Source organism: Skermanella stibiiresistens SB22 (assembly GCF_000576635.1).
In the GTDB taxonomy this organism is placed as follows: Bacteria; Pseudomonadota; Alphaproteobacteria; order Azospirillales; family Azospirillaceae; genus Skermanella; species Skermanella stibiiresistens.
In genome coordinates this window covers 49,877-67,028 of the sequence record NZ_AVFL01000023.1, presented here as the reverse complement: position 1 = coordinate 67,028, position 17,152 = coordinate 49,877, and the positions used below count along the sequence as shown (strand labels likewise).

Annotated in this window: 11 protein-coding genes; 4 read left to right on the top strand and 7 right to left on the bottom strand. The window is 66.7% G+C overall.

Annotation, left to right across the window (positions count from 1 at the left end; genetic code table 11):
• Positions 1–16 precede the first annotated feature (16 nt).
• The 6 genes from N825_RS25340 to N825_RS25315 form a co-directional block, all read right to left on the bottom strand.
• The gene (locus N825_RS25340) at positions 17–1,264 is read right to left on the bottom strand and encodes a glycosyltransferase family 4 protein (RefSeq protein WP_063833928.1); all 1,248 of its coding nucleotides are present in this window, start codon (positions 1,262–1,264) and stop codon (positions 17–19) included.
• 190 nt (positions 1,265–1,454) lie between these two features.
• Positions 1,455–3,737, bottom strand: coding sequence for a GumC family protein (locus N825_RS25335; protein ID WP_198038894.1), 2,283 nt, complete (start codon positions 3,735–3,737; stop codon positions 1,455–1,457).
• Positions 3,738–3,760: 23 nt separating this feature from the next.
• Complete coding sequence (locus N825_RS25330; RefSeq protein WP_037458261.1) at positions 3,761–4,981, bottom strand: glycosyltransferase family 4 protein; 1,221 nt, start codon at positions 4,979–4,981, stop codon at positions 3,761–3,763.
• 144 nt (positions 4,982–5,125) lie between these two features.
• Positions 5,126–6,349 carry a glycosyltransferase family 4 protein gene (locus N825_RS25325; protein ID WP_051513042.1) on the bottom strand — a complete coding sequence of 408 codons (1,224 nt, stop codon included), beginning with the start codon at positions 6,347–6,349 and terminating at the stop codon, positions 5,126–5,128.
• Positions 6,350–6,353: 4 nt separating this feature from the next.
• Positions 6,354–7,847, bottom strand: coding sequence for a hypothetical protein (locus N825_RS25320; protein WP_157619533.1), 1,494 nt, complete (start codon positions 7,845–7,847; stop codon positions 6,354–6,356).
• Positions 7,844–9,061 carry a glycosyltransferase family 4 protein gene (locus N825_RS25315; RefSeq protein WP_051513040.1) on the bottom strand — a complete coding sequence of 406 codons (1,218 nt, stop codon included), beginning with the start codon at positions 9,059–9,061 and terminating at the stop codon, positions 7,844–7,846. The genes N825_RS25320 and N825_RS25315 overlap by 4 nt, the downstream gene beginning before the upstream one ends.
• A 422-nt stretch (positions 9,062–9,483) precedes the next feature.
• Here N825_RS25315 and N825_RS25310 point away from each other — a divergent pair, with 422 nt between their 5' ends.
• The 4 genes from N825_RS25310 (at position 9,484) to N825_RS25295 (ending at position 14,026) form a co-directional block, all read left to right on the top strand.
• A complete protein-coding gene (locus tag N825_RS25310) occupies positions 9,484–10,944 on the top strand; it encodes an O-antigen ligase family protein (RefSeq protein ID WP_157619532.1) in 1,461 nt (486 codons plus the stop codon).
• A gap of 47 nt (positions 10,945–10,991) precedes the next feature.
• Complete coding sequence (locus N825_RS25305; protein ID WP_198038893.1) at positions 10,992–11,993, top strand: glycosyltransferase family 2 protein; 1,002 nt, start codon at positions 10,992–10,994, stop codon at positions 11,991–11,993.
• Positions 11,994–12,003: 10 nt separating this feature from the next.
• Positions 12,004–13,077 (top strand): type 2 periplasmic-binding domain-containing protein, encoded by a 1,074-nt coding sequence (locus N825_RS25300; RefSeq protein ID WP_037458257.1) that lies wholly within the window; start codon positions 12,004–12,006, stop codon positions 13,075–13,077.
• Positions 13,078–13,261: 184 nt separating this feature from the next.
• Complete coding sequence (locus tag N825_RS25295) at positions 13,262–14,026, top strand: hypothetical protein (RefSeq protein WP_037458256.1); 765 nt, start codon at positions 13,262–13,264, stop codon at positions 14,024–14,026.
• A 138-nt stretch (positions 14,027–14,164) separates the two neighbouring features.
• On the opposite strand, the gene ppc is transcribed toward N825_RS25295, so the two are convergent.
• Entirely contained in the window at positions 14,165–16,960 is a 2,796-nt protein-coding gene (ppc, locus tag N825_RS25290) for a phosphoenolpyruvate carboxylase (protein WP_037458255.1), read from the bottom strand.
• Between the last annotated feature and the right edge of the window lie 192 nt (positions 16,961–17,152).

Here is a 17,152-nt window from a genome sequence, read left to right as displayed (position 1 = left end):
CCGAAGTCCGACGCTTTCAGGCCGCGTGGCCGGGATGGGTGATCAGCCGTTTCTCGGCCCAATCGTTCTCGATCATCGGTTCCGGCCGAATACCGTCGTAATGCTGGAAGTACCGTTCGAATTCCTGGCCGACGAAGCCCAGCAGATCCTCGCGGAAACGCTGCTCGCTGAAGCGCAGCGCGTTGGCCCGACAAGCTTGCGGCGTGATCCGGGACGCCATCTGCTCGAACAGGTCGACCGCCTCGACGATGCTGTCGGCGTTCTGGCGGTTGAAGAACATGCCGGTCGGCTGGGTCGAGTTCAGCAGGCCGCGCACCGTCTCCAGGGCGCCGCCCCGGCCGAACGCGATCACCGGAGTGCCGCAGGCCTGCGCCTCCAGCGGAACGATGCCGAAATCCTCCTCGGCCGCGAAGACGAAGGCCTTGGCCTGTTGCATCAGCGAGGTCAGCCGCTCGGCGTCGACATGGCCCAGGATCTCGACATTGGGACCCGCCAGCGCCTGGATCTTGCGCATCTCGGGTCCCTCGCCGGCGATCACCAGACGCCGCTCCGGCGTTCTGGAGAAGGCTTCCGCGATGATGTCGATCCGCTTGTACTGGACTAGCCGCGACGCGGTGAAATAGAAGTCGCCCTTGCGCTCGCCCAGCTTGAAGCGGTCGAGGTTGACCGGCGGCGAGATCACCTTGGCCGGGCGGCGGTAAAGCTTCCAGATCCGCTGCGCGACGAAGTTGGAATTGGCGACATAGGCGTCGACGCTGTTGCTCGTCCGCATGTCCCACAGCCGCATCTTGTGCAGCAGCATCTTGGCGATCCACGCCTTCGGGCCCGAGGTCAGCTTGGAGTTCCGCAGGTATTCGTGCTGCAGATCCCAGGCGTAGCGCATCGGCGAGTGGACGTAGCTGGCGTGGAACTGCCGGGGGCCGGTGATGACGCCCTTGGCGACCGCGTAGGAGCTGGAGATCACCAGGTCGTAATCCGACAGGTCGAACTGCTCGACGGCCAGCGGCATCAGGGGCAGCAGCATACGGTGGTTGCCGTTGCCGCGCACCAGCTTCTGGATGAAGGAGGTCTTGACCTTGCGCCCGCCGAGGAAACCGCGCTGGCTTTCCGGCAGGGTGTCGAACAGGCTGAAAACGTCGGCGTTGGGGAAGACCGCGAGGATCTGTTCCAGGACCCGCTCGGCGCCACCATAGGTGTAGAGCCAGTCGTGGATCACGGCGACGCGCGCTTTTTCCACCAGGAAACCGCTACTGTCGAACGGCATGACGAACTTGCCTCTCTGTCTATTTGGCTCGTATTTATTTTAGATTGTTATTTAATGAATATCGCGGGTCACGAAGAGATCGGCATCGCTCTTCCGCGTACTCATTTATGTCGGGTAGGATATACCCCTTTCTAGCGGCCACCGGCGTTCCGTGTTTCAGGGCCCGGTGGCCGCTTGGACAGGGGGAGGGTCAGTCCGCGTAGTAGGGGTTGCGGTAGCTGTAGTCCTCGTAGCCGCTCTTGGCCTTCTTCTTCTGGTCGACCATCGTCATCACGGCGCCGGAAACCTTGACTCCGCTGACCCGCAGGCGCTTGACGGCGTCCAGCACCAGCTTCCGCGACGTCTTGTTCCAGCGGACCATCAGCAGGCTGGCGTCGGCGTAGCGGGCCAGCACCAGAGCGTCGGACACCGCCATGACGGGCGGGGCGTCGATCACGACCAGATCGTAGTGGCGGAGCGCCTGGGTGATGACGTTCTGCATCGAGCGGCCCATCAGCAGGCGCTGGGGGTTCTGCTCGTGGCGGGACGTGGCGAGATAGTGCAGGCCGGTCGCCTCGTCGACATGGATCGCGTCGCCGAACTCGCGCTTGCCCTCCAGCACCTCGATCAGGTCGGCCGGAGCCTCGGCCTGGTCGGCCACCGGCTTGCCGGGCAGCACTTCCAGCAGGCGGGAGCGGCGCAGGTCGCCGTCGATCAGCAGCACCTTCTGGTGACCCAATGCCAGCTGGCGGGTCAGCGAGACGCAAAAGGTCGACTTGCCTTCGCTGGCCACCGCCGAGGTCACCAGGATGACGCGGGCGGTCCGGCTCTGACTGACGCTGTGGATCAGGCTTTGGACGGTGCGGAGCGATTCCGAATAGGCCGAGATCGGCTTCTCCAGCAGGTAGTCGACCGGGCTGCGCTTGCCGCGGCGGCGGACCAGCGGGATGCTGCCGAAGCCGGGGATGCCGGTCTCGCCTTCCAGGTCGTCCAGGTCATTGAAGCCCCGCTGGATGTTCTCCGCCACGAAGGCGATGAACAGACCCAGGAACAGGCCCATGACCAAGCCGATGACGGCGAACAGCTTGCGGTTCGGGAAGGCGGGGAACGGCGATTCCACGGCGTCGGAGATGATCCGGGCGTCGGGACGCGCCAACTCGGCCTGGGCTCCCGTTTCCTTCATGCGCTGGAGGAAGCTTTGGTACAGCTCGCGGGCGGCGTCGGCCTCGCGCTGGAACTGACGGACCTGGATCTCGATCTTGGCGCCGTCGGCGTAGTTCGATTCCAGCTGACGCAGTCGGGTTTGCAGGCTCTGCTCGCTGGCGCGGGCGACCGCGACATCGTTGGTCAGGGCCTGGACCGTGCGGTCCATCTCGACCTTGATGCGCTGATCGACCGAAGCCAGCTCGCTCTTCAGGCCGATGATCGTCGGGTGACGATCGCCGTACTGGCTCGACAGGTCGGCCATCTTGCGCTTGATCTCGGTCTGGTCACGCGCCAGCAACTGGAGCATCGGGCTTTCCAGCACCGCCGCGGCGCTGTCGATGCCGCCGCGCGTCCGGGCCATGTCCTGGCCGGAGCGCAGCTTGGCCTCCGCCTGGGTGACGGCGGCGCGGGCGGCGACCAACTGGACGTTCAGGCTGGCCATCTGCTGGCTGGCCGCCGAACCGCCCCGGGTCGCATCGGTCAGGCCGGCGGTCTCCTGGAGCTTCTGGACGCGCGTCTCCGCCGCCAGGACGTCCTCGCGCAGGACCTGAACCTGCCGCTTCAGCCATTCGTTGGCGTTGACGGTCTCGCGGACCTTCTCGTCCCGCTGCATCTTGAGGTATTCGTTGGCGAAGGCGTTGGCGATGGTCGCCGCCTGCTCCGACGTGGTCGCGTTGTAGCCGATCCGGATGCTGTAGGAGCGCCCATCATTGGCGGCGCTGACATTGTTGAGCAGCGTGTTGATCATCTGCTCGCGCGGGTCCTGCGCCACCACGACCGGGGCCGCCGGCGGCTCGGCCAAGCCGCGGCGCAGCTTGTCCATCGTCTCGTTCGGCCCAATCAGCCCGGCGACGCGGTCGAACAGGCCACTGGAGACGACGGCCTGGCCCATCCGACGGAGACCGCCGGCGATCAGGCCATTGTCCTCGGCCACCGGCTCCGGCTTCAGGCCGAGAGCGTCGACGACGCGGCCCGCGGCGGTGCGCGAGGTCACGATGTCGATCTCGCCCCGGATGATCGAGTTGTCGACCTTGAGGTCGGCGATCACGCTGGGATTGTCGGTGACGGCGGCGCCGCGGACGTTCAGGGAGACGACGGCTTCCGACCAGTAGGTCGGCTTGACGGCGTAACTCGCGCCGATCCCGATCGCGGTGCATGCCACGGCCAGGCCAAGGATCGTCCCCCGGCGACGCTTGATCGCGGCCATGATGGCGCCAAGGTCGATTTCGTCGCCTTTCGCCGGGCGGGCGCTGGGAGGCGCCGGCTCGCTGATGGGGGAGGAGAGCATCTCGACGCTCATTATCGCCTCAATCAAAGTTTGGTGGTGTTGAAGTCAGCCGGAAATGGCTGTGCGACCGACGCGGCCTTCCGGCGCGCGGCGGGCAGTGCCAAGGCGATCTCGCGGCGGATGCCGTCGATCATCACCTCGGTCGAGAACCTTTCGACGGCGGCGTTCCAGGCGTTGTCCGCCATGAAAGCCGCCGATAGGGGAGCCGCCAGGATCTTGGCCATGGCGTCGCGCAGTTCCCCGGCGTCGCCGGGGGTGACGAGGCGGCCAGTGACGCCGTCCTCGACGATCTCTAGGGCGCCGCCGGCGCGGGACGCGATCAGCGGCGACCGCGCCAGCATCGCCTCGACCAGCACCCTACCGAAGGGCTCGGCGGCGGTCGAGGCGTGGACGATCAGGGTCATCATGCGCATCAGGCGCGGAATGTCGCGGCGGAAGCCCAGGAAGTGGACCCGGTCCCGCACGCCAAGCTCGGCGCACAGGAGCTTCAGCTCCTCCTCGTAGACCTGCTCGCCGAACAGGGCGCCACCGACGATCACGGCGTGCAGGTCGGGCACGGCGGCGACCGCCCGGATGAAGACGTGCTGCCCCTTCCAGGGAGCCAGGCGGCCGAACATGCCAGCCAGCTTCTTGCCTTCCAAACCAAGTTGGCGGCGCAGCGCCTCGATCTCGTCGGCGCCATCCCGCTCGAACGGCTCGCGGGAGAAGCCGTTGGGCACCACCCCGACCAGATCGGGATTGCCGCCCTCGCGGACGAAGGCCTCGGCGGTCGCGGTCGAGTTGGCGATGACCCGGGCGCAGAACCGATTGGCGACGGCCACCGGCAGCATCCGGTTCATCTTGGAGAAGTGTTCGTCTGACAGGATGTCGTGCAGGTGCCAGACCAGCGGCCGTCCGGCCAGCCAAGCGGCCGGGCCGCCGACGATCAGGGCCTTCTGCGTGTTGGCGTAGACGACATCGTGGGGCTTGGCGAGCTTGGCGAGTTGCCACGCCAGCTGGGGGATGCCGGCCATGGCGCGTAGGCCCTGGTCCCAGCCGCCGCCGCGCCGGACGCCGAGCACGGCCTCGCCAGCCTCGACCAAGGTCGCCGGAACGCCGCTGTCGCGTAGGAGATCGCGGAACGGTCCCGGCTGCATCAAGGCGACGTTGAGCGGCGCCTTCCAGTGCAGGGCTGTGTCGAGCAACGACAGTTCGGCCCCACCCACATCGGAGGCATGGTCGACGAAGAGTATGGAAGCTTCCATCTGGCTCAGCGCGCCTCGTGACAAATACGTTATAAGTTTTTTTACCAAAATCCTGATGATCGCGGCAGTCCAGGATCTGTATTACTCCCCAAAGCTTCTAAACCTCGGATTGAGGCCGCGCCGGAGGATACCCCGCCGGATCCATCAGGCGCCTTCGGGGACGGCATCCTTAGCCTGGACGCGCCGTGCGGAAAGCCGCCGGGCGTGTTGCTCGAAAAGGTCGAGGTACCGCTTGGTGGCGTTGGCCCAGGTCTGGCGCTCCGCAACGGCTTGCGCGGCGCGGCCCAATCTGTCCGCGAAAGCGGCATCGTCGCGCAGGCGGGCCATGGCGTCGGCGAAGTAGTCGACATCCTCCGGATCGGCCGCGATCAACGCCGCGTCGGGCGCGAAGATGCCGGCGGCGCCGACCGAGCTGGCCGTGACCACCGGCAAGCCGGTTGCCGCCGCCTCCAGCAGGACCAGCCCGCTGGTCTCGTAGCGCGATGGGAAGATGAAGAAGTCGGCGGAGCGGAACGCGGCGGCGACGTCGTCGGGCTTCATGAAGCCCAGGAAGTGGCAGCGGTCCTTCAGCCCGAGACGTTCGGCCATGGCTGGAAAGACACTGCCTTCCGCCGTGCCGACCACCGCGAGATGGACGTCCGGCGTCTTGACCAGCGCCTTCAGCACGCTGTCCAGGTTCTTGCGGCTGGTCTGGATGTCGCCGACGAAGATGCCTGTCGTGACTCCTTCCGGGAGCCCGAAGCGCGCCCGCTCCGCCGGGCCGGGACGAAAGCGGGAGAGATCGACGCCGTTGTGGACGGTGGTGACCCCGTCGGGTTTGAGCCCCATCCCGATCACCTCGTCGCGCAGCGGATCGGACACCGCGACAATATGACGGGAACGGTTGAACGCGTGCCGCTCGAACAGGCAGTTCGCCATGCTGTAGAGCCAACGATAGGCGCTGTCCGGCCCGCGCCGCAGCCGCCACGGATGGTTGGGCGAGCGGGCCCAGGTGCGGTGAAGGAAATGCACGGCATTGACGTCGCTGGCGCCCCACATGCAGAACCCGTTGGTCGCGACCACGTCCAGATCGCGACGCCGCTTAGCCACCGCCAGCGTCGCCTGGAGCGCCATGGCTTGGTCGCGCAGCAATTGGGTCGGCAGCTTCGACGCGCTCAGCTTGACCACCTCGACGCCGGGCCGGGCCGCGAGGACCGGATCGATCTCCTCGCAGAACACGGTGACGCGATGCCCGCGCGCCAGCGCCGCCTCGGCGATCTCGCAGTTGACCAACCCCTGGCCGTTGGCGCGATGGAAGGCGAAGCTGACCATCCCGATGTTCAGGGGGCCGATGTTCAGGGGCCAGGTGTCGGTGGGTTTCGTGGTCATGGCATCAGTCCTTGTCGGTGACCAGGATGCGGAACCGCACGCCTCCGGACGGAGCCGGCGCCGACAGTTTGACGGTCAATTCGGTGAGATCGCCGCGCTCGGCGGTGGCGATCCACCACGAGCTTCCGGGATCGCCCATGGGCGTCGCCTGCGGATTGATACCGCGCGTCGAGGCCGCGTAGTGATTGGTCTGGACCCGGACCGAGCCCGAGCGGGCGCCCGCCGGCACGTCCAGCTCGACCGTGTTGACGGTGTCGCGGACACTGACGCGGGTCAGGCCCTCGGTGTAGTCGTTACCGACCACCATCCGCCAGTCGGGGTCCGGCTTCGCCCGTCCGCTGAAGATCAGCCGGAACCGGCCCTGGCCGTCGCCGGTGTGGATCAGCCCCTTGTCGCCCGGCATGAAGGGGAAGTTGTCCATCTCGATCGTGTTGATGCCCTGGACGAACGGGAACTTCAGGCAATAGTCGCGAGGTTTCGACCCGATCCGGAACGAGTCGTCCCAGTTGAACCCGGCGCTGACGATCCGGATGCCGGAGACCATCGGGTTCTCGCCGCCGATCGTCGCCTCGGACACGATGGCGCCGTTGCCCAGGGCCTCGAACCGGCCATGGATGATGCAGTCGGTCAGCAGGTTGTTCACCCCCCTGCCCGGCTCCTGGTAGATGCCGTAGGGCTGGAAGCCGAAGGTGGTCTGGTAGCAGGTGAAGCCGCCGCCCAGGCCGGCGTCGGGCCGGCAGCCGATGCCGGCGAAGCGGTTGCCGCCGAACTGGCAGTTCACCATCTTCGTGTCGCCGTTGGTCCGCGCCAGATGCAGGCCATAGTAGTTGTCGGTCGCGGCGACGCTGAACATCATGATGTGGCCGTCATCCTGGTCGATGACGATGCCGTTCCGAAAACCCTTGATGAAGACGCGCTCCAACTGGGGCGCCGTCTTGGTTCCCTGCCTGCCGATCCTGATCCCGTCGCAATCCGCCGGGCTCTGGCCGACCTTGGCCGGCCGGCTCGGACCCTCGATCGAGATGTCGCGCAGGTAGGGCCGCACGTTCATCTGATTGGACTGGCCGGTCAGCTGGATGCACGGCTTGCCCGGCCCCAATTCCGCGCATTGGATCGTCGTGCCGATCGCGTCGGAGAACATCGACACCTGGTCGAGCGTCAAGGTGCCCGCGACGCGGTAGCGGCGGCCGCCAGGCAGGTGGACCGCCTTCTTCGGCTGGGACGCCTCGGCCTCGAAAATCGCGAGGCGGATCGCCGCCTCGTCGATCTCCATCCTCAGGCTCTCGGCGAACGGATACATCTTCCGCGCCATGTCGAGCGTCGGGAACACCTGCGACAACGGATGGCTCTCGCCATCGCCGATGGCGCCCTTGTCCGCGACCGAGACGGCGCCGGTGCCGCGCAGCACGCTGACCGGGATCGCGTTGGACACCCCCGCGACCATGCCGTAGATGGCGTCCCGTCCGTCGAGCATCCAGGCGCCGTGTCCGGCGTTCATGTCAGGCCTCCCAGCACCTTGCGGTAGACCCGCGCGGTGCGCTCGGCCACCAGCGACCACTTGTAGCGATCCAGCGCGAAGTGACGGCACAGGACGCGGTCGGGCACCTTGATGACGCCCAGCAGCACGGCGGCCAAGCCATCGGCAAGGCCGGCGGGTCCGCCCTCGTCGAACACGAGGCCGGGCGACAGGTCCTTGACCACCGACGGCAGACCGCCGACCGGCGTCACCATGGCCGGGCAGCCGGCGGCCAGCGATTCCGCCGCGACCAGGCCGAACCCCTCCAGCGTCACCGACGGCACGACCGACAGGTCGGCGGCGCGGTAGTACAGCGGCAGGTCGGCGTCGGGAATGAAGCCCAGCATGCGGACATGACGCTCCAGCCCGCGCTCCTCGATCCGGCGCTTCAGGTCGGCCTCGATCGGGCCCTTGCCGCCGATCAGCAGCAGCACGTCGGGCACCGCCTCCTTGAGATCGCCGATCGCGTCGATCAGGTCCTCCAGCCCCATGCGGCGGCACAGGCGGCGGACGGTCAGCAGGATCGGCCGGTCGGCCGGCAGATTCAGGAGCTGGCGCGCCTCGGCGGGACCGGCGTGCTCGTTGAAGAAGCTGTCGGCGACGCCGCCCGGCACGATCTCGATCCGGTCGCGCGGGACGCCGTACTGCTTGACCAGCACCTGCGCGAAGGCGTCGGACAGCACGATGAAGCGGTCGGCGGCGCGGTAGACCGCCTTCTCGATCAGCCAGCGGCTCCGCGACGCCATGAACCCACCGCCCTCGGCGGCGCATTCGAAGGCCCAGGGACCGTGGAAATGCATCACGAAGGGCGTCTTGCGGAGGTGGTCGTAGATCGGCAGGCTGTAGAGTCCGAAGTGGCTGGCGATCAGGTCGACGCCGCCGGACTTGAGGGCGGCGCCGGCATTGGCCCGGATCGCCCGCATCCGCGACTTCCAGTCGTCGTCATGGCGGCCGAAGCTGGTGACGTGGCCGCCGCTGTCGCGGGCGACCTGATCTGAGCCGGCGACCAGCCCGACGACATCGACGCCCTGGCCCGGCAGCTGCTTGGCCAGATTGTAATAGACGCAGTCGAGCCCGCCCGGCGTTTCGGGAAACCAGCCGATGCCGATCTGAAGGGAGGTGACGCGCGCGGGCGAAACCAGCGACAGCGACGGACGGCCAGGGGGCGCGTCGATGGCGGGATGCGGCAAGGTCATGGAGAATTTCACCCGGAGTCGGAACTGAGGCTTCGGAACGCTCGGAAACAGAAGAAACTGTTGCCGAGGGAAGCTATGGCAGTTTCATAAAATGCCTGATATCCTCATTGGAGGATCATTCCTCGAAGCCACGCGCCGCCCTTCGGAGCGGCCCCGGATGCGAAGGGGAATACCAAAGGATAGCCGATTATTTGCCGCCAGGCGTCGCCCTCGGCTGGTTAACTTGATATCACCGGAACGGTTAAGTTCACACTCCACCCTGTTGTATGATCCCGAAGTCGCCACCGGCTTTCTCTTCCGTTTCTTCTTCGGACTAACCTTCTTTCCTCCCCCTTCAACGTTGCCCGCCTGTGATAACAGAGTCTCGCGCCGTCGTTCATTTGGACGATGGGCGCGGCCTGCGAACAATCGGGAAGCGGTGAATGACTGCGTACGGCATGGTTCCTCCCCAAGCCCAGATAAGCCAGAAGATGAGGTTCACGGTTCCCGTGAGCCTGTTCTTCGTTGGCGGATTCTGGGCCATCGTGCTGCTGTCCTGCGCCGCCGGGCTGACCAGCGGGACGCGTTTCTTCTACACGCCGCTGGCCTTCGTGGTCGGCGTGGTGCTGTTCGTCCGTTTTCCAGCGGCCTATCTCGTCCATCTCTGGTGGCTGTGGTTCCTGACGCCGTTCGTGCGCCGGGTGGTCGACTTCAAATCCGGCTGGACCGAGTTCAGCCCGATCATGCTGGCGCCCTATGTCGTCAGCCTGCTGATGATCGTCACCGTCATCCGCTTCCTGCCCCGGCTGAGCCAGCGCGACATGTTCCCGTTCGTGCCGATCATCGTGGCGTTGGCGATGGCCTATCCGGTCGGCATGATGAACGCCGGTTTCAGCCCGGCCACGTTCGACGCGCTCAACTGGTTTCTGCCGGTGATCATGGGCATCCACATCGCGTTCAGCTGGCGCAGCTACGACAAGCTCAAGATCGCGACGGAGCGGACCTTCCTGATGGGGGCCGCCGTACTGGGCATCTATGGCATCCATCAGTTCTTCTTCCTGGCACCCTGGGACGCCTTCTGGATGCAGGTGGTCCAGATGGATTCAATCGGCAGGCCGGCTCCGATGGAGGTCCGGATCTTCGGCACGCTCAACTCGCCCGGTCCCTACGCCAACATGTTGGCGGTGGCCCTGCTGATCGTGCTGGGCGCCAAGGGCAGGTTGCCGTTCCTCGCGGGAATGCCGGCGGTCGTGGCCCTGCTGCTGTCGCTTGTCCGCGCCGCCTGGGTGGGCTTCGCGGCGGGCCTGCTGATCATGATCGCCAAGATGGACATGTCAAAACGCGCCAAGCTGATCGCCGCCGTCCTGCTGACCCTGGTCACGGCGCTGCCGCTGCTGTCGGTCGAGGCGATCAACAAGACCGTGACGACCCGGATCGAGTCCATGTTCGGCGACGAGGCGAAGGACGACCAGAGCTACAAGGACCGCGTCCACTTCTTCCAGACCTTCATCGAGGACGCCCTGTCCAACCCGATCGGCCAAGGCATCGGCGCCACCGGTGTGGCGACCAAAATCTCCAACAACGGCAAGATGGGCGAGCATGGCGTGGTCGACAGCGGCCTGCTGGAAGTGCCCTTCGTGCTCGGCTGGCTGGGCGGCATCCTCTATCTGTCCGGCGTGGCGATGCTGGTGCGCGGCACCTTCAAGCGTCGGTGGAGCAAGGGCGACGGCTTCGTCACGGTCGCGGAATCGGTCGCCTTGTCGATCCTGGTCCAGATGATCTTCACCAACATGCTCACCGGCTTCATCGGCACGATGTTCTGGAGCTTCATCGGCTTCTCGATCGCCGCCGAACGCCACTGGGCCGCCGCGTCGCGGTCGCAGCCCGAAGTTCAGCCCCGATGAGTGGGCATCCCGCCATCCAGCAATCCCTTCGCACCGCAAGGAGCGCCATGTCCGCGAACCCGATGTTCGTCGCCCCCTTCGACGCCAAGTCCGACGCCACGTCCCATGCCGAACGTCTGGCGGTGTCGGTGATCATCCCAACCTTCAAGCGCCATCAGGATCTGGATCGCTGCCTCGGCGCCTTGGCCGCCCAGACGCTGGCGCCCTGCCGCGTCGTCGTGGTCGTGCGCGACGAGGACCCCGAATCGCGGATGGTGGCGGAACGGTTCGCCGGCCGCCTTCCGCTTCGGATCGCGACAGTGGCGATCACCGGCCAAATCGCCGCGATCAACACCGGCTTGGACCACGCCGACGGCGATGTCGTCGCCGTGACGGACGACGACGCGGCCCCCCACGCCGACTGGGTCGAGCGGATCGAGCACGCCTTCCGGACCAACCCACGCGCCGGCGCCGTCGGCGGCCGCGACCGGGTATTCGCCGGGGATGTGCTGGAGGATGGCGCCGAACCCGTGGTCGGCAAGCTGGAATGGACCGGCCGGGTGATCGGCAACCACCATATCGGCGTGGGCGACGCCCGCGAGGTCGATATCCTCAAGGGCGTCAACTGGAGCTTCCGCCGCGCCGCGATCGAGGGCATGCGGCTGAACCAGCGCTTGCGGGGCAAGGGCGCCCAGGTCAACAACGAGATCGATTTCTGCCTGCGCCTGCGCCGCGCGGGCTGGCGGATGATCTATGACCCGAAGATCGCGGTCGATCATTTCCCCGGCGTCCGGCATGACGCCGATCGCCGCGGCAAGACCTATTTCCACCCGGTCGCCAAGTCCGACGCCGCCTATAACTATGCGATCAGCGTCATGGGCCACTTCTCGCCCGCCCGGCGCGCCGCCTTCGCCGCCTGGGCCCTGCTGGTCGGGACCAGGGACTATCCGGGCGTGGCCCAATGGGCGCGCCTGCTGATCAGCGGCGACGATCACGCCACACCGAAGCTGCTGGCGACGGCGCGTGGCCAGATCGCGGGCCTGCGCGACTGGCGGGGGTCGCCGTCGTGAGCGCGCCGTGATGAGCAGGGTCGACCGCCGTACCCTGTTCAAGCTGGGCGCTGGCATCGGAGCCATGGCCTGTCTGGCGCCGATCGCCTCGTCCTCGCTCTCGATCGGGGACGCCGGGGCTGAGGCCACGCCTGTCCGTCTCCGCCTCGGTGCCGGATGGCCGCTCTACGGCAACCTGCTGGGTCTTTCCACCCGCCGCCTGGCGCAGCGGATCCAGTGGCTGACGGGAGGAGCCGTCGCTGTCGACTTGGTCGACATCGGCACCGGCAGCCTGCCGGCCCTGGCCGACATCGGGGACATCCCGGTCGACGCTTGGCACGCGGCGGCGCATCTGTGGCCGGGAGCGCCGCCGGTCTGGTCGCTGTTCGGCATGCAGACCTTCGGGATGACCGCGCCGGAGATCCGCGTCTGGCGCGCGACCGCCCCTGGATTGGACCAACGTGAACGCTTGGCCGCGCGGGCCGGCCTGAATGTCTGGTTCACCGGCGAGGTCGCGGCCGGCGGCATGGCGATCCGGGGCAAGGGGTGGCCCGGCTCGGGACGCGTCGCGTGCAGCCCTGGCTCCTCCGCCCTATGGGAACGATTGGGCTTCGACACGATCACGAGGACGCCGGCGGCGGGCCTGGGAGCCGTGGTCAACGGCGAGGCGGTGGCGGCGGAGGTCCCTCCCCTGCTGGCCGGTCCGGTCCGCCGATTAGGCGAAGCCGGGCTCGGCTATGTCCGGTTCGGCACGTTCTCGCCCGGCATGGCGACGGAGTTGCTGGTCAAGTCACCGGCCATCGCCACCCTGCCCGCCGATCTCCAAGCCAAGATCGCCCAAGCCTGCGCCGAGGAGGCGGCGGCCCTGTCCGCCGAGGCGGCGCAGGACGAACAGCGCTGGCTGACCGACGCCGCCGAGGCGAACCTGCTGGTCGACATGCCGGCCGACAGCGTGGTCAGGGCCGGCAGGACGGCCGGAGACCTGCTGCGCTCGCTCGAATCCGATGCCTACGCCCATGACACCGTCGACGCCTACCGCAAGGTGAGGCGGCATCTGGGAGCCACGGCCGCCGGTTGCTGCGTCAACCATACGGCTTTTGGCTAAAATTATATGAGTTAGCGCCTACGCTCCACTTCTCGACGGGGAACCTTTCACATACTTTCGTTCGAAACCACTATTAACCCGGGGCGCAAAAGTGAAACCCTCCAGGCTCAATGCCGTTCTCAAAGAAAAACGTCTCCAGCGAACGCTTGGACGTTTCGAATCGATCAGGCGCATTCAAGGATTCATGTCCACGCTCCACCAGATCGCGGCGTCCGATCAGGATCATCTTGATCCCAAGGGTCAGGATACTTCCGTCTTCACGTCGCTGGACGTGGACAAGACGGCGGAGCGGATCAAGGTGGACGGGCTGGCGCTCGGCCTCAAGCTCCCCGAAAACCTGCGCGATGAACTCGCCGCGTTCGGCACGTCCAAGCCGGTCAAACCATGGGGCGCCAAGCAGGGTTTCCCGTTGGAAACACTAATCGGCGGCAGGCTGCCGACTGGCGAGCCGGTCGCCGTCGCCGAGACCGTCGATCTCGACCAGTGCGCGGCGGTCAGGACGATCACCCACGACCCCAAGCTGCTGCTGCTGGGCAAGCGGGTGCTGGGCTTCAACCCGAAGGCGATCGAGGTCTCGCTGCGCTGGTCGTTCCCGACAAACCTGCCGACGGAGGAACACCGCAACATCGACTTGGCGAGCCGCTGGCACTATGACGTGATCGGCAAGAGCTCGGTCTCGCTGTTCTTCTACATCAAGAAGGGCAACGACGACCTGGACGGCTCCCACGCCACCATCCTGGGCTCGCACCGCCGCAAGAAGATGTCGATGCTGTTCCGTCCCAGCACCAGCATCAGCGAAGCGGAGCTGATGAGCTATTACGGCCCCGGCCAAGTGGTGATCGCCACTGGGGAGCCCGGCGACGGCTTCGCCGAGGACCCCAACGCGTTCCACCGGGCGATGCAGCCGATCTCCTCCGCCCGCCTCGTCCTGCTGATCCGCTACACCTGAGCAAGACCAAGCCCCGTCTCGGTTCGTACCTCGTAGGTCGGCTATAGCGCAGCGGCAGCCGACATCACTCCCGACGCGCCTGCTTGTCGGCTGCCGCTGCGCTATAGCCGACCTACGATGAAAACCAAGGCGGAACTATCAACCGCTGTTGCGCAACCCGGCGGCGATCCCGTTGATCGTCAGCTGGATGCCACGCAGCACGTATTCCTCGTCGCTGTCGGCCCGATGGCGCCGCAGCAGCTCGACCTGCACGTGGTTCAGCGGGTCGAGATAGGGGAAGCGGTTGCGGATCGACCGGGCCAGCAGCGGATTGCCCTCAAGCAGGCTGTCCTGCCCGGTGATCGCCAGCAGCGCGTCGATCGAGCCCTGCCATTCCCCCTTGATGCGGTCGAACACGCCACGCCGCAGGTGGGGATCGGTGACCAGACCGGCGTAGCGCGACGCGATGGCGATGTTGCTCTTGGCCAGCACCATGTCCATGTTGGACAGCAGCGTCTGGAAGAATGGCCACTCCCGATGCATGGCCCGCAGCATCGCCATGCCGCCGTTCGGCTCGCTCTCACTTCCACTGTCTGGGTGCTCCGCCAGCCAAGCTTGGACCGCCGAACCGAAGCCGTACCAGCCCGGCAGCATCAGCCGGCATTGCGCCCAACTGAACACCCAGGGGATCGCCCGCAAGTCCTCGATGCTGCGCGTCTTCTTGCGCGACGACGGCCGGCTGCCGATGTTGAGGCTGGCGATCTCGGTGATCACCGTCGACTCCCAGAAATAGTCCTCGAAGCCCTTGGTCTCGTAGACCAGATCGCGATAGGCCTTGAAGGCGTGGCCCGACAATTCCTCCATCGCGGTCAGATAGTCGCGCCGGGGTGCCGCGATGTCCGGCTGGAGCAGCGTCGCCTCCAGGGTCGCGGCGGCCAGCGTCTCCAGATTGCGCCGCCCGACCTCCGCGTTGGAGTATTTGCCGGAGATCGTCTCGCCCTGTTCGGTGATGCGGATCTGCCCCTGAACCGCCCCGCCCGGCTGCGCCAGGATCGCCTGATAGCTGGGGCCGCCACCCCGGCCGACCGAACCGCCCCGGCCATGGAACAGCCTCAGCTTGACGCCGTGCTTGCGGAAGACCTCAACCAGCCCGATCTCCGCCTTGTACAGCTCCCATCCGGAGGTGACGAAACCGCCGTCCTTGTTGCTGTCCGAATAGCCCAGCATGACCTCCTGGACCATGCCCCGGCTTTCCAGCAGACGCTTGTAGAGCGGCAGCGCCAGCAGCCGGTCCATGATTCCGACCGAGTTCCTGAGGTCGCCGATCGTCTCGAACAGCGGTATGATGTTGACGTCCAGCCCGCCGTCGAGCGGCCGCAGCAGCCCGACCTCCTTCAGCAGCACCGCCACCTCCAGGATGTCCGACACGCCGTCGGCCTTGGAGATGATGCAGTTGGGCATGGAGGTGGCGCCGTATTTCCGGTGCGCCTCGGCGGCGGTCCGCATGATCGCCAGCTCGCCCGTCGTCTCGTCGGAATAGCCGATGAAGGCGGAGCCCAGCGGCCGGGCGGTCTTCAGGTCCTCCAGCAGCAGGGCTATCCGGCCTTCCTCGTCCAGCCCACCGTAACCGGTTCCCGGAATGGCCGCCTCCAGCAACTCGCCGACCATCCGTTCGTGGACATCGGAGTTCTGGCGCAGATCCAGGCTCGCCAAATGGAAGCCGAACACCGCGACGGCGTAGCGCAGCTGCCGCAACCGGCCGCGCGCCAGCACGGCGGAGCCGTTGGCCGTCAGCGAATCATGGATGATGTCCAGTTCCGCCTTGAACTCGGCGGCGCTGGCGTAGGGTGGGGCGTCGCCGACGGCGTGGCGCAGCGCCTCGGCCTGCCCCAGCCCCCGCGCGGTCGCGGCCAAGCGCGCATAGATGCCGGTGATGGCGCGGCGATAGGGTTCATCCTGCCGGTTGATCGACCGGTCGGGCGAGCGTTCCGCCAGTTCCCCCAGCGCGTCGGACAGCCTGACGTTCCGCCGGTTGAGCGAAAGCTCGCCGCCCAGCGCGTGCAACTCCTCCAAGTAGAACTTCAGCGCCTGCGTGCTTTGCAGCCGCAGCGTCTCGCTGACGATGTCGGCGGTGACGAACGGGTTGCCGTCGCGGTCGCCACCCATCCAGCTGCCCATGCGGAGGAACGGCGGCACCTCGCCCCGCGCCTCGTCGGGGTCGAGCAGCGCCAGCCGGTCCTCCAGCAGCGCGTAGAGCCGCGGCAGCTCGCGGAGGAAGGTGTGGTCGTAAAACGAGATGCCGTTCTGGACCTCGTCGATCACCGTCCGCTTGGTCCAGCGCAGCAGGCTGGTCTGCCACAGCGTCAGCACCGCGCGGCGCAGGGCTTCGGCGCAGGCCTCCTCCTCCTCCGGCGTCATCTGGACCCGTTCCCGCTCGGCCAGCAGCTGGGCGATGTCCATTTCCCGGTTGAGCGAGCTCTTGCGGCGGACCTCGGTGGGATGCGCGGTCAGCACCGGGCAGATCAGCGCCTCGGCGAAGAAGGCATCGAGCCGGTCGGCGTCGATCCCGGCCTCCTCGGCGCGGAGAAGGGCGTGGGCCATCGAGCCGGCGCGCGGCGCCGATCCCGCCAACTCATGGGCACGGTTGCGCCGGATGTGATGCTGGTCCTCGGCGATGTTGGACAGGTGCGAGAAATAGCTGAACGCCCGGATGATCCGCGTCGTCTGGCGAGGCGACATGCCGTTCAGCAAGCTTTGCAACTCGTCTCGCGCCGCCTCGTCCTGGTCGCGGTGGAAGCGGATCGACGTCTGGCGGACGCTCTCGACCAGCCCATAGACATCCTCGCCCTCCTGCTCGCGGATCGTGTCGCCGAGGATACGCCCCAGCAGGCGGATGTCGTCACGGAGCGGAATGTCCTTCTCAGGCACCTCGTCGGTCTGATTGATAACCCGCATGATCGACTTCTCCCCCTGCTGCCTCGCGTCGCGACAGGCCGAGTCTAACTGGCGTCAATCCGCCGCACCATCCCCCACTTACCGCACCGCGGCATTATTCCGATTCCGGGCTGGGCTGGTCCTGACGCGAACAGGCCGGGCGGGGGCTTTCGCTCCCGCCCGGCCCGCCGGACTTTCCGTTCTATTCGAACC